General features: G+C 42.4%; 3 protein-coding genes. All 3 read left to right on the top strand.

All coding sequences use genetic code 11. The features are described 5' to 3' along the window. Positions 1–244 precede the first annotated feature (244 nt). Entirely contained in the window at positions 245–2,512 is a 2,268-nt protein-coding gene (locus B9Y87_RS15525) for a T9SS type B sorting domain-containing protein (RefSeq protein WP_085499902.1), read from the top strand. Between the two features lie 6 nt (positions 2,513–2,518). After that, complete coding sequence (locus B9Y87_RS15520) at positions 2,519–4,606, top strand: PorP/SprF family type IX secretion system membrane protein (protein WP_085499901.1); 2,088 nt, start codon at positions 2,519–2,521, stop codon at positions 4,604–4,606. 851 nt (positions 4,607–5,457) lie between these two features. Next, a partial coding sequence (locus tag B9Y87_RS15515) for a hypothetical protein (RefSeq protein ID WP_085499900.1) occupies positions 5,458–16,447 on the top strand: 10,990 nt, incomplete at its 3' end.

Raw genomic sequence — 16,447 nt, 5'->3', positions numbered from 1 at the left:
TTTTTGATGCGCAAATGTAGGCAAAATGCGGGTAAAGCCGATGATAAAATGCGCATAGCATACAATAAAGTGGGTTTCACAACAGATTTAAATACCCTTACAACTTTAAATTTCCAGTATTATAATTATATAACATATTTGTATTTGAATACTTTGTAACTCAATGTATTGCCAAAACTTGAAAAAAGTTATCTGATAATTATCAACAATAAAAGCCGGTAGTAACCCCTAACTACAACATCTCATGAACCCGAACAAAAAAAATAACCTACTAATTTTCGTTCTTACCTTGATGCTGTTGGGTACAAACTCAGTTTTATCCCAGACCCTGAACAAACCTATTCCTGCCGACAACCCCAATCTAGCGGGCAATTCGGTTTGGACAGCTGCCTGTGCCTCTGCAACCTTTAACGAATACTACATAAACTTCACATGGCTACCTAATGTAAACAGTGATAACGAATTTGTGTTGGAATTATCCGATGCCACTGGTTCCTTTGGCACTCCCAAGGAATTGGCCAGGGTAGCGGATAAGAATTCCGATTTTGACTTTGAATTTTCTTTTGCACTGCCTACAGATACTAGGGGAGATGGCTACAGATTTAGGGTGAGGAGTACAAGTCCGGCAAAAACAAGTCCTGTTTCCGATGCCTTTGAAATGTATTATATCGACTTCAACTCTACACTGGCTATCAGGGAAATGGGCGACACTGGAGCACCACCTGCGCAGAAAATACAACTCTGTAATGGAGGTACAACCACCTTGGAAGTCTACAATGTACCCAACCCTGAAACCTATCGATTTAATTGGTATAAAAACACATCTCCATTTACCAGTAGCGGAAGCGGATCTTCCATTGAAGTTTCCGAAAGTGGCTATTATGTTGTAGAACTGGATTACGGCTCCACCTGTTCAGGGTCGGCCAACACCCAATCGCTCTCCATTGAGGTCGAAATTGGAACTAGCGTAGGTCTGGCCTTAAATCCCCCTGCGGAAACCGCCTTATGTTCAGGAGAAACTTATGCGCCGCTTGAGGCCAACATGAACTATCCGGACCTTGCCTACACCTGGTACAAAGGGTCCACCATAATTCAACCAAGTACCTTAGGCGCCTATACCTATTACATAGATACCAATGATGCCAATTTTCCTGGCGACTATTCTGTAAAAATACAGGGAGATGGTATATGTACAGAAACTTCCAACGCCATAAGCATTACCAATGCCGGACTTTTTACTGTCTCTAGGGACAACCCGGCCAATATGGTTATCTTACCTGGAGCAACGGCTAATTTAATGGCATCTTCAGATGCAAGTTCTGTAACTTACCAATGGTATAAGGATAACACTTTAATTCCTGGTGCAACAAGTAGTACCTATACGGCAAATGCAATTGGTAATTATTATGCGGAAGTTACCCTAAGCGGCGGTGCCTGTACTTCAGCCACCAAAAATACGGAAACAACTACGGTGGTAAATCCTGATTCCTTTGAACTAATTACCAATTATACTACAGAATATACCGATTGTATTAATACAAGTGTGGCCATAGAGGTCAGTAGAATCAATGCCGTATTATCGGATGGGACCAAAACTGATGTCACTGCAGATTTAAAAGGCAATTTCTCCTACCAATGGACCAAGGACGGTGCCAATATACCAACTGCCAATGGAAGTAGTATCAGTTTAACCAATACCAGTGAAAACGGAGAATATAGGGTTCAAGGTACGCTGGACAGTTTTACTTCAACTTCCAATACCTTAACCGTGCGCTTATTGACCAATGAAACCTTAACCATATCATCCACTGGTACCGTAATCTGTAATTCCAGCGAGACTATAGACATTTCAACCACGACTGTACTAACTGGTGAAAGCTTTGATTGGTTTAAAGATGGGGTGAATTTAAATACCCTGAGCGAATCACTGTCGGTTAGCGCAGCAGGAACCTATCAGCTAGTAGTTCAGAAAAACGGTTGTGATCTTAGATCCAATGAGATCGTTATTTCTCCCTTGGACGATTCCTTGATAGCCCTTAGTACCCCCAACAACGAAGTGGTATTTCCTGAAGGAGGAAGTAAAATTATTTCAGCAAGTGGGGCCACAAGCTATAAATGGTACGACCAAAACAATGTTTTGCTAAGTGATACGGACACCGTTTCCATTACTCAGGAGGGGAGTTATATGGTAACAGCAACTATAAACAATTGCGAGGTTTCCAAATCATTTACCGCCTCCTATCAAGACACTTTTGGTATCCCAAATGTCATCACTGCCAACGGGGACGGCTATAACGATCAATGGATTATTCCCAATACATATACTAAAGACCCCAATATCTCAGTTATTATCTATAATGACAAAGGGGAGGAAGTGCTGAGCCAAAACCAATATAAGAATAATTGGCCAGAAGCTACCATGAAATTTCCGAAGCAAAACATGGTTTTTTATTATACTATTAAAAACGCTAAGGAAACATTGAAGAAAGGTACTATTACAGTAATACGTTAATGCACCATGCTTAAGAAAAGTTATTTATATATCATCTTTATTTTACTATGTCTTTCCAAGGTTACTGGACAAGAAGAGAGTCCGTTTGTATCTTACGACGTTCCCTCGCAGAACCTTCTTAAGTTCAACAGATTTTTAATAAACCCTACCTTTTCTACGGTAAGGGAAGATAAATCCTATATAAACCTATTACACAGAAACCAATCAGTATCTTTTAATGATAACAACCAGGATTATTTCCTAAGTTACAGTGGTCGTGTTAATGACCGTAGCGGGTTGGGACTAAGCCTATACACGCAAAGGGAGGGATTAATATCCAATTACGGAGTGATGGCCAACTATGCCTATGGCATTAAGTTAAGTGACAAGAGCAATTTTACCTTTGGGGCCAACCTGGCCTATTACAACAGTGGATTTGACAGGAACCGAGCCAATGCCTTGGATCCAAATGACCCCGCTTTAAACGGACTACAGGATTCCAATCTTCTGTCTTTTCAACCTGGCTTTAATATTTCCTATGGCAAGTTCGATTTTGGCGTTTTCGCAGAAAACCTATTTGATTACAACTTGAAGAGTAGTGAGACCATTACCGATTTTGGCGATAAAACCTTCTCGGGACATCTACAATATACCCATCAGTTTGAAAATGGAGCCGGTATCTTTGAAGCAGGCCGTTTAATGCCGTTGGCAAGGGTTCGAAAAATTGGGAACGAAGAGGTAGTCCTAGGTGGAAGTCTAATCTTGGACCTCCCTAAATTAGGTTGGCTACAAGGTGGTTATGATAGTTTCTACGGTGCGTCCGCAGGTATTGGTTTTAACATAAACCGTAGACTTTCTTTAGGCTATACCATGGAAAAAGGTTTGTCCAATAATTTTGACAACTTTGGACTAACCCATGAGATTTCCTTTGCTTACTCCATAACACCGAATCTTACAGAAGATCGCGTAATGCTGGAAGAAGGTTACGAGGAATTGGCGGAAAATGAGGAAGAAGAGGAAGATACCCTTACTGCACAACAACTGGAAATAGAAAACCTAAAGAAAGCCTTGGCGGAAAATGATGCCATATTGGCCGAGCTAATGTTCCGACAAGATTCATCGGAAACCAACCGTCAAAAAGATTTGGAACGCAGGTTCGAAATGGTAATGAAAATGGTCCGCGAAGAAACTCAGGGCAAGCGTCCGGACATTGAGGAAAAAGCCAAGAAAATGTACCTCGTTAACAATGAAAACGGAGGGCTGACCAACAATTCCAAGCCAAGTCCACAAGAAAATAAACCGAACGTTATAAACCCTGTTACCAAACCAAAGGATGCTATAGCCACTAGGAATGTTGAAACCAAAATAGCCCCTAAAGTAAAGACAGAAGAAGAAGCTGAGGACGAGTTTACAAGGGTAGCACAACAAAACAATATTAAAAGTAGAAAATTCAGGAATTTGGATGGTGTAGCGGATGGCTACTATGTTGTAGCCAATGTATATAAAGGTGAAAAGTACCTCAATAAATTTGTAACAGAACTTGCCAATAAGGGAGTTAAGGCAGACTATTTCGAAAATTCCAACAATGGCCTTAAATATGTATATCTGGAAAGGTACGATACCTGGCAGGAGGCATTGGCAGCCCATAAATCCAATATTAATGGTACCTACGCCCAAGATATGTGGATCATGAATGTGGATAATACCCGTTATACGGACGCCGACAAGGCCTATGTGGACAACGTAAATAAAATCAAGGAAAAATCATCGCAATATGCCCTGGACAAACTTCAGAAAAATGTTGTGGTAAAAGACAATGTAACCTCCAATGACCCAACGGCCAAGGTGTACAAGATAAACGGTTTGGGAACAGGTTACTACATCATTGCCAATGTATTTGCCAATGCCAACAATGCCAACAAGTTTGTAAAAATGTTAAATGCCCAAGGGCTTAGCGCCAGCTATTTTATTAACCCAGAAAACAACTATCGTTATGTATACCTTAAAAGGCATGAATCTTGGAACAACGCATTGGTTTCCTATTACTCCAAAATCAACGATACTTACAAGGATAAAATGTGGATCATGCGGGTAACGCCAAATCAAATGACGTAATCGCGTGGGTTCCTCATATAGATAAATTGGAATACCCAATCTATTCAAGTGCTTATCATCCCAAACTTAAAATTTCAAATTTGATGTTCGGAAAGCCGTTGTGCTCAATATGAAACCACTTGGCTTAAGATTGGGAAAATTATTAAAAGGTATTCAGCTTCAGGGTAAGCCCTGAATCCAATAATAGGAATCGACCCAAGGGTCGAAGTACTGAACATAGATCCCGCCGAAAAAGGCTGGATTTGTTCAATTTGCAATTTTAAGTGCGTTTTACTGACTTCTCAAAATTGAGTTTCACTAACAAATTAAATCCTTAGGCAACCCAGCGAACAGCAATATCAATCCTAAAGCCAAAAAGGTAATTGAATTCCGAGACTCAACATTTACCCCCAACTATAACCTTGCCAGATCCCATTAAGGTCCTAACATTGATATTAGTTATGCTGCCTTAGACAACAAACCGATAATCACAAATATACTCCCTAGGGCAAGGCCATGCCGAATGTTCTATATTCCAGTATCCTATAAGTTCTATTTCATATCAGTTAAGCAAGGGTTTAACTAGCAATAATTGATAGTTGCTTCAAAATTAAATTCTTACAAGGGACATTTAAAAGATGGATTACCATCATATAAAAGCATTTCACAACATAATACAACACCCCTACAACATTAAATTCCACACCTCAGTATTAAGATTAATATTTGTTATGAATGTTGTGTTTTTGGAAACTTATCAAGAATGTTTTTAACAATTTTCGGTAATAATCCCAAAGTCCAACCTTCCAAGTAGACATTATAAGCGACCCAAATCCCTTAATAATGTATGCCATACCAAACTAATTTACCGAATGGGATCAAAAATTACTAAAAAATTATTGCTGACCAGTTTTTTACTATTGGGCATCTTCTCTGCCTATTCTCAAGTAAAAAACAACTTTGATGTTCGTTATGAAAATGAACTACGTGGAGATATAACCTTTATAGCGAACAATATTGTAAACCGATATGTTGAAGGCTATACCAGAAGGGAATGGATTCGAACAGGGCGCAGGAGTGGTTACTGGCAAGAGACTTGGATTCCTGCTATTACACCAAATGAACCCTACAACGATACAGGTAATTCCTCAGAATACAACGACGATCTCGATATGCAGTATATCGATATCGATGGCGATGCCTCAACCTTCAGTTCCAGTAGTGCTATCTTAACGGTTCCCAATCCAGATTGCGCCAAAGTACGATACGCTGGACTATACTGGTCTGCAGTATTCAATGCCAGTAACAGATCGGGCTTTAACCAACTTAAGTTCAAGATTCCCGGGGGCACTTATCAAGACTTGACGGCAGATGAAGTATTGTTTGACGGCGCAGGAGACGCCGATTTTGGCTATTACAGCCCATACGCCTGTTATAAGGATGTTACTTCCATTGTTGCCGGTATGGCCAACCCCAATGGGGAATATTTTGCAGCTAACATAAGGGCAAGTTCTGGAAGTAGTATTTCTGGGGGCGTATCCGGTGGATGGAAAATGGTCGTAGTCTTTGAGGATCCTAATTTACCTGGTAAATATATTACGACTTTTGACGGATATGCCGGCATTAAATCTGGAGAAACCGTTGATATACCAGTGAACGGGTTTACCACTTTACCCGCTCCATTTCCAGTTATCGCCCAACTTGGGGTAGGTACCCTTGAGGGAGATAATAGAATTGGTGGTGACGGACTTTCCATTAAGGCCAATAGCAACCTAACCTATACCGCATTAGGGAATACAGTAAACCCTACCAATAATTTCTTCAACAGTAATATTACCAGGGCCAATGCCATAGTCATGGACAGAAACCCCAACTCCATAAATACCTTGGGTTGGGATGTTGACTTTTTTAGCATCAATAATCCCTTTAACGGAGTTATACCCAACAATGAAACGGGGGCTACCTTAAGGGCAAGCTCCTCACAGGATAAATACGATATTTTCTTTACCTCTTTTGACGTTGAAATTATTGAACCCATAATGAATTTGGTAAAGAGGGTTGAAGATATTGCAGGAAACGATATAACCGGACAAGGGGTAAACCTAGGACAGACCTTGGATTACGTATTGGAATTCCAAAACGTTGGAAATGATAATGGAGATAGTTATACTATAAAGGATATTTTACCAGTAAATGTAACATTGATCGAATCCGGTTTTACCTTACCTGCTGGTGTTACCTATACCTATGACGAATCTACACGTACCGTATTATTTTCCATTCCGAACAACTTGGTGGAGAAAAACGATCCACAGTATGCTATTCGTATGCGTGTTAGAGTTGCAGAAAACTGTTACGACTTTATAGACGCCTGTTCAGATCTTATTCAAAACCTGGCCTATTCTACTTATCGCGGAGTTTTAAACAGCAACCAAATTAGTGATGACCCCAGTGTAACGGATTTTGACAATTGTGGATTTGTTACTCCCGGTGCCACCAATTTTTTATTGGATGATTTGGAGGATTGTAACTTTGCCAGAACCGTTCAACTTTGTGGCGATCAAGTACTTTTGGATGCCGGCAATGGCTTTGACGATTATATATGGTATAAGGATGAAAACGGAAACCAAGAATTGGATGCCTCCGATTCTGTAATAACCGATGGGGATTCGGATAATGACCCTAGTACTATAATGGTCAATGCCGTGGGAACCTATATTGTAGACAAAATTGTAGCCGACCCCTGTAAGGGCTTTAAGGAGATACTCACCGTGGAACGTTTTGGTACCACGCAAACCAACCCTATTGTTGATTTTTTCAATAACAGTAACAATGATGCCGACCCTACCAATAATGTACAGGGTGAAATTGTAAGTTGTTCCGTAGACGGTAGTCCATTGCCAAAGATTTTCCTATGTGGTGTAAATGACACACAACTAATACAGGTCAATATTACAGATGCCCAGAGTATGGTATGGGAACAATTGGTTGAGGGTAGTTGTACGGATGCCGGAGACGACTGTGGTAACAAAAATGCCACCTGTACCTGGAACCAAGTGTCCACTGGTAATAGCTTCACAGCTAATTCCGCCGGAAAATTTAGATTGGTAATCAATTATCAAAATGGTTGTTTTAGCCGCTTCTATTTTAACGTCTTCCAGAACAATTTGGATGTACAATACAATGCCAACGATATTATTTGTACTACTCCAGGTAATATTACCATTACCAATCTAGGGTTGGGATATGGCTATCAACTGTATGATGTTGCCAATAATGCCATAGTAGTCCCTTATAGCGCTAATAACGGCCCAAGCTTTACCATTAACACCAATGGTGCTTATAGAGTTGGAATTATGCAATTGGATAATATTACTGGGGAACCAATAGATGGTTCCTGCGAATTTAGCACCCCGGACATAGGTATTAGGGATAGGGATTTTCAGGTGGATATCACTTCCAACCCTGCCAACTGCAATGACTTGGGAAGTATCAATATACAGGCATTGAACGCAGAAGCTAATTATGAGTACGAAATTCGTATTGATGACGGTTCCAATGGGGGTCAAGGTACTCTACTGGACAATGAAACTGCCCAGCCGGACAATAATTATTCTTTTGAAAACTTAAATCCTGGAGATTATATCATAATTACCAGAACCGATGATGGTTGTTTGGACTCCCAAAACGTAACAGTAGCAAGAATTCCAGACCCTGTATTAACCGCGGCTACCACAGCCAATATTGGTTGTGAAGATGGAATTATTACCCTGACTACTACGGGAGGATTTCCAAATCCCGCCTACAATTATGCCATTTGGAGCAAGAACGGTGTTCCACTATATGCAAGTGTTGCAGCAATTCCCCCATCTGCTTATCAAAACGACGCCAATTTTACCTTTAGTGTAGGGGAAGAAGGTGATTATGGATTCGTAGTTGTGGATGGCAATAACTGTATCGCCTTTTCCAACATAGCTACCATAACCATAGCACCGTCCGTAGAATATACAACATCAGTTACGGATGAAAGCTGTTTTGGGGCCAATGATGGATCCGTTTCGGTGAATGTCACCAATAGTAACGGTTATAGCGTTTCCTATACGTTGACCTATCCAGATAGTTCATTTGATACAAATCCTTCCGGGACTTTTACCGATCTAGAACAAGGTGATTATATTTTAACGCTGACCCAAACCAAAGGATCGGTTAGTTGTGACTATATAGAGAATTTCACCATAAGCGGACCTACCAACGGGATTTCTGGGGATGCTTTCCTAATACAAGATTATACCTGTCTACAAGACGGTATCATAGAAGTACAGAATGTTGCTGGAGGAACGGCTCCATATTCATATAGTATAGATGGGGTGAACTTTGTTTCGGGCCCAGGTGCCGAAACATTTTCCAATCTTACGAGTGGAAGTTATAGTATTACGATTAGGGATGCAACACTTTGTACCTTTGTTACCAATACCATAGTAATTGATCCGCTTGATGAGCCAACAGACCTCACCTTTACCTCAACAGCACCAAACTGCCCTATACAAACCTCCAATGTAACGGTAACTGCAGTAAACGGTATTGACCCTTTGAGTATTGAAATCATTGCCCCTTCTGCCATTGCGGCGAATTCCATTGCTGGTAAAACGGCAACCTTTAATAACCTTAATCCCGACACCTACACCTTTAGGGTTACAGATAGTAAGGGTTGTTCCTATGATGAAACCTACACTATTACTCCAGTTGATCCTATTACAGCTATTGGTACGCTGGTCAATAACGTAAGTTGTATAGGAAGTGCCGATGGAGCCATAGACTTTGAAATAAACGATTTTAGCACTACCTATAGCTATTCTGTTAACGGCGCTGCTGCCATTACAGGACAGTCTGCCAACACCATTAATTTAACCGGTCTGGTAGCTGGCGACTATACCATAGTCGTCACCGACGAAACCACCAACTGCACCGATACCAATACCATTACTGTAAGTGAACCGGCAACTGCCTTAGGAATTACCTTTAGCACATCCCCATTAACTTGTAGCGCCAATGGATCCGTTACCATTACTGCAACCAATGGGTGGGGAGGATACTCCTATGAACTTGAACAGCCCGATAATAACATTTTAGGCCCTCAGGGAAGCAATGTGTTTTCAGGTCTTAGTCAAACTGGCACCTATACCATTAGGGTTACCGATGCTGGAGGATGTACGGTTTCCGACACCTTCAATCTTTTAGCCCCTACAAATCCTACTGCAACTTTAGATGCCACAACGGACCTATGTTATGTTCCCGGTACTGGAGTTAGCCTTACTGCTACAGCAGCAGGTGGTGTTGGCCCATATACGTATAGCCTAAATGGAGCCCCTGCACAGAATGGCAATGTATTCAACAATTTAGCCCCTGGTGCCTATTCCGTTGTTGTAAGGGATGCTTTTGGATGTAGTGTTACTACCAATACAATAACCATTGAGCCTCAGCTGACAGTGTCCAATGTAATTACCAAGGAATTGGATTGTTCCGCTGCTCCAGAAGCCATAATCGATATTACCATAAATGGTGGGTATGCCTCATATAGCTATCAAGTAAACGGCGGAACAAGTACCGCTGTAGTAGGTAATACCATAACTTACACCACGGCCGTAGACGGTAGCTTCACCTTCTTAATTACGGATAGTGAAGGATGTACGGCACAAACCACTGTTGCTGTGGATCCCATTACCAATCCTTTAGCCACCAATAATATTACGGATCCAAATTGTGATGGTGCCGCTAACGGCAGTGTTGAAATTATCATAGATCCAAATTTTGGAACTGCACCTTACCAAGTAAACTTCAATGGTGCAGGCCTTAGCAATCAGACTACATATTCCGGACTTGCTGCGGGAACATATAATTATATAGTTCGTGACAGTAAAGGTTGTATTTTCAATGGTAGCGCAACTTTGACAGCGCCCAATGCCATTGCTGCAGATGCGGTATTGACACAACCTTATACCTGTTTACAAACTGCCAGTATACAAGTTCAAAATATAACTGGGGGTACGCCTGGATATACCTATAGTATTGACGGAATAAATTTTGTAGCAGGGGATACCTTCACAGGTCTTACCGATGGAGATTATACAATCACCGTTCGTGACGCAAGTGGATGTACTTTTGCGACGGTTCCAGTAAATGTTCCGGCATTAGATCCACCAACCGATATTTCTTTTAGTAGTACCGCGGCCAACTGTCCGTCCGAGACATCAAACGTAACCTTAACGGCCATAGGAGGGAGTGGAGCCATAACCTATGAAATAATTGCACCTGTTGCCTCAGTCGCAACCAGCGCAACAGGCGTATTCAACAATCTAGTTCCGGACACCTATACCTTTAGAATTACAGATGCCAAAGGCTGTGTGTATGATGAAAATTATACGGTAAACCCAGTAAGCAAAATAGATGCATTGGGCACTTTAACCCAAAATGTGTCCTGCCAAGGTAGTGCCGATGGAGCTATACAATACAATATATCCGGATTTAGTGGCAATTATAGCTTTACCGTAACTGGACCAACGGCAATTGCCCCACAATCAGGAATAACTACTAACCCATTAAACTTTAGCGGTCTATTGGCCGGGGATTATACCATCACCGTTACCGACGATACTACCAATTGTACCGATACGGCCACTGTGACCGTCAATGAGCCTGCAGGTCCATTGGCTTTTACCTTTGTGGTAAGCCCATTGACATGTGCTAACGATGGATCGGTAACCATAACCGCAACAGACGGATGGGGCGGATACACCTATCAAATTGAGCAACCGGATACCAACATTTTGGGACCACAGGGAAGTAATGCATTTACTGGTCTAAATCAGAATGGTACTTATATTATCAGCGTTACCGATGCTGGTGGATGTACCGTGACCGATACGTTTGATATAGTTGCGCCCGCAAATCCTACCGCAACTCTAGCCGCAACAACGGACCTTTGTTACGTTCCGGCTACTGGAGTTAGCCTTACCGCCACGGCGGCAGGGGGAATAGCTCCCTACACGTATAGCCTGAACGGAGCTCCGGCACAAAACGGCAACGTATTCAACAACCTAGCGCCAGGATCTTATTCCGTACAGGTATGGGATGCCTATGGCTGTAATATTACTTCGAATACCATAATCATTGAACCACAGCTTACCGCTGCCAGTGTATTGACAAAGGAATTGGATTGTACCGCCTCTCCAGATGCTATTTTGGACATAAACATAAACGGAGGCTATGCTGACTATAGCTATAAGGTAAGTGTTGATGGAGCGGCATACGGGGCCTCAACCACCTTGGGTGCAGGAATAACCACCTTTAGTTATACAGCTACCAGTGCAGGAACCTATAGGTTTGAGATTACGGACAGTGAGGGTTGTACAACACAAACAACAATTATTACTGTTGATCCTATCAGCAATCCACAGGCTTCAGAATTGGTTACCAATGTAAGCTGTAATGGTGGTAGTGATGGAGTTGTAGAAATAGTGTTCGACACCAATTTTGGAACAGCACCTTATCAGGTAAATTTTGACGGAGGAGGACTTAGCAACAATACTACTTATTCTGGATTGCCCGCAGGAACCTATTCCTATACTGTTCAGGACGCCAAAGAATGTACCGTAACCAATTTGGTTACGGTGGGAGAGCCTACCGCTATCACATTTGATGCCGCTATAATACAAGAATATACCTGTCTACAGGATGCCAGTGTAGAGGCCCAGAACGTAATTGGAGGTACTTCTCCATATACGTATAGTATAGACGGCATTAATTTTGGAACCAATGGTTTTACCGGACTAAAGGACGGTAATTATACACTTACCGTTAGGGATGCCAATGGATGTACTGCCACTAGGCCCATCACCATTGATCCGTTAACACCTCCAACAGACATCGCATTTAGTGCTACCGCAGCCAACTGTCCTGCAGAGACTTCTGATATCACTTTGACTCCAACTGGAGGAAGCGGTGCAATCACTTTTGAAATTTTAGCACCGGCGGCCGCAGTGGCTTCCAATGCAACCGGAATTTTTACTGGACTTGATCCCGACACCTATACATTTAGAATTACTGACGCCAAAGGATGCTCCTATGACGAAAACTATACCCTGAACCCTGTTACCAAGATAAATGTGCTGGGTACATTGACACAGAACGTATCCTGTCAGGGAAGTGCGGATGGGGCCATACAATACAATATAACCGGATTTAGTGGAAATTATAGCTTTAGCATATCCGGACCAACGGCCATTGCCCCACAATCTGGAATAAACACCAACCCATTAAACTTTAGCGGTCTTTTGGCTGGGGATTATACCATTACCGTTACGGACGATACAACCAATTGTACCGATACGGCAACCGTTACCGTAAACGAACCTACAGCTCCTTTGGCATTTACTTTTAATTTAAGCCCATTGACCTGTGCCGCTGATGGATCGGTAACCATTACCGCAACAGACGGATGGGGTGGATATGTTTTTCAACTCACCGAGCCCGATTCAAACATTTTGGGCCCACTGGCTAACAACGTTTTTAATGGCCTCAATAAACTAGGAACATACACCATTAGCGTTACCGATGCCAGTGGATGTACCGTAACAGATACCTTTGATATTGTTACTCCAACCAATCCTACGGCGAGTATAGACATGGCAGCCTCTACTTTGTGCTATACCTCAACAGGACTGGCCACTATTGTAGTAGATGCTATAGGTGGACAAGCCCCTTATTATTACAGTTTGAATGCGGGTCCTACCCAAACTTCCAATACGTTTGTGGACTTAACGCCTGCAACCTATGACTTTCATGTAACTGATAGTAACGGATGTACGGATACCGTTCAATTTACCATAGAACCAGAGCTTACGGCTAATGCAGTTTTAACCAAAGACTTGGATTGCACAGTTAGTCCAGATGCGGAAATCAACCTGAACGTTAGCGGAGGATATCCTGCCTATACCTACGAAGTAGCCTTTAACGGTGGAGCCTATGCAGCCTATGCCGGAGCCTTCCCTTATACTACGTCCAATGCCGGTACGTATAGATTTAGGATTACGGATTCCCAAGGTTGTATCGCTCAAAGCAATACGGTAACCGTTACAGCCGCGGACACACCAGCTATTACGAGTGTAACCCCAACACATGTTCTTTGTAATGGGGATAACTCCGGATCCTTGGATATCGTTGTGGATACCAGTGTAGGGGTTGCTCCATATACCATTACAATAGTAGAAACTGGTTCGGGCACCAATTATGGTAGTCAGACCTCAGGATTACCGGCCGGGAATTATCAAATAACATTGACCGATGACAAAGGATGTTTTGTTACCACTACTGTAACTATAACAGAACCCACTGCTATAAATGGCAATATTACCAAAACGGATTATTCCTGTACTAGTGGAGTAGGTAACGATTTGGGAACCATTACTGTTGATGCGTCAGGAGGCTTAGCCACATACACCTATGAAATTTTTAATAGCAATTATTCCTATTCGGGAACATATGACACTTCTACCGGCACAAATGATCATACCTTTACGGGACTGACTTTTGGTGATTATACCGTAAGAATTATTGATAGTAATGGCTGTGAAATTCAAAATACTGTAACCATAACTACGGGACCAGATATCCTAATTACAACCCAAGGTATAGCCGGTTGTACACTAGGTAGCGGGGAAATGCTCGTTACAGCTGACGCTTCCAATGGATACCTTGGGGTAGGGAATTTCTATTTTGCTATTTATCCAGCACCAGCATTTAATGCTGCCGATCCACTTTGGTCTTCTGAAGATGCTCTTCCAGCCCCTCCTAACAGCCATAATTTTATAGGCTTGACCCCAGGGGTTACCTATACTTTTGTAGTGTATGATACCGATACTGGATGTGAGTTTACACAGGAAGCCACAGTTCCTGTATTAACAAGTTCAACATTATCATCAACAGTAGACGCTACTACAAATGTTAGTTGCTTTGGCTCTGTAGATGGTTCTGTGGACTTTACATTTGATAGTTACACCGGAACCCAGGTAGATTACGAGATATATACCTTTATTACCAACAATACCACCGGTATAACCGGAAGCGCCACTGGACTTTCAGGAGCACCACATTCTGATTCCTTGGCCGGTTTGGTACCTGGTGAATATTACATACTCTTTACTGAAGTAGACGGAAGCAATCCTGGATGTGTCAACGCATCGGATCCTTTTGTTATAGAACAGTCGCCAGCCTTGTTGGAGATAACGGCTACTTCAACCAATGACAATTGTGTGCCCAATGCAGGTACCATAACCGCCAATGCACGTTATGGTAAGGCCCCTTATTTATTCCAGTTGGAATTGGCCTCCGCAACAGCTCCTACAGTAGGAACCTGGACGGGAACCAATACCTCTGGATTCTTCAATGCCAATGCCGAAGATTACATTGTTTATGTAAAGGACGCCAACGATTGTATACGATCTGTTGCAGTTACTGTTGCAGAAGATCCAACACCGGCAATCAGTCTTACTGTACCGAATCAATGTGCTACAACCGAAGGTAATTTTACCATCCAAGTTACTTTGGACACCCCAGGTATGCAACCCTATTTCCTAAGTTTGGACGGAGGTGCATTTCAGGCAGTGACCTTTAATGGTGGCCCGGTAACTTATGATTTCACAGGACTAAGTTCAGGAAACCATACCGTGGAAATAAGGGATGCCAATGGCTGTGGAAACACCGAAAACATTGACATTTATACCCCCACATCTTTATCGGCTGAAGTAACGGCAACCCCATCATGTAATGCCCTACTTCAAGATGACGGAGCAATTAAGGTAAATGCATACGGAGGAACCCTGTTCAACTACAGGTATGAACTTAGGGATACCTCAGACAATATCATTAGACCAAAACAAATATCTGATACCTTCAGCGGCCTAACACCAGGAGCTTATAGAATCTACCTATACGATAATGTTGCCACTGGTTGTGACTCATTTATAGATATCACCCTAGAAGTACCAACGGCTGTAGTTGCTGCCATAAGAGAGAAAAAAGATATTAGTTGTAACGGTGCCAGTGATGGTTCTATAGTAGTAACACTGGATCCAGGCATGGATAATCCACCTTATACCTATCAATTATTCGATAGTACAGGAACTATTCCAATAACCTTGTTACCACAATCCTCCAATGTCTTTACTGGATTGGATCAGGGCGATTATATTGTAAGGATCACATCTGCTAGATTATGTAAAACGGATATTCCATTTACTATCAATGAGCCTACTGCTTTAGTGGCCAGTGCAACTGCCACCGATTTTGCCTGTGCCGCAGATAATTCCGTAGCCCAAGCCATTATAACAGCGGATATACCAACAACGGGAACGGCACCATATGTGTACAGTATAGATGGCACCAACTTCTTTACTACCAATACATTTAACATTAACGATACTGGTGCGGTTCAGAATTTCACCGTAACTGTACGTGATGCCAACGGTTGTACCGATACCGATACCGTAACCATAAATCCTTTACCCACCATCACAGCTGTAACTGTTGGTCAACAGACCACCATTACCTGTAACAATGACGAGGTGGCCAGGGTGACCGTAACGGGAGGTTCGGGCGACTTTACCTTTGAGCTGTTGCCAACGGGAAGTGCCCCGACCCAGAGCTTGGTGAGCCAAACGGCCGACTTTACATTGACCGCCCCAGGGGCCTATACCTTTAGGGTGACCGACAACGTCACTGGATGTTATTTCACCACGGCACCATATAACGTAGCCCCTTACGACCTGATAGAAGTAGTGGCCACCGCCGTTACCCCGGTGACCTGTT

It is taken from the genome of Arenibacter troitsensis (genome assembly GCF_900177645.1).
GTDB lineage: Bacteria > Bacteroidota > Bacteroidia > Flavobacteriales > Flavobacteriaceae > Arenibacter > Arenibacter troitsensis.
Note: the sequence above shows the minus strand (reverse complement) of the source record. Positions and strands in the feature narration are given on the sequence as shown.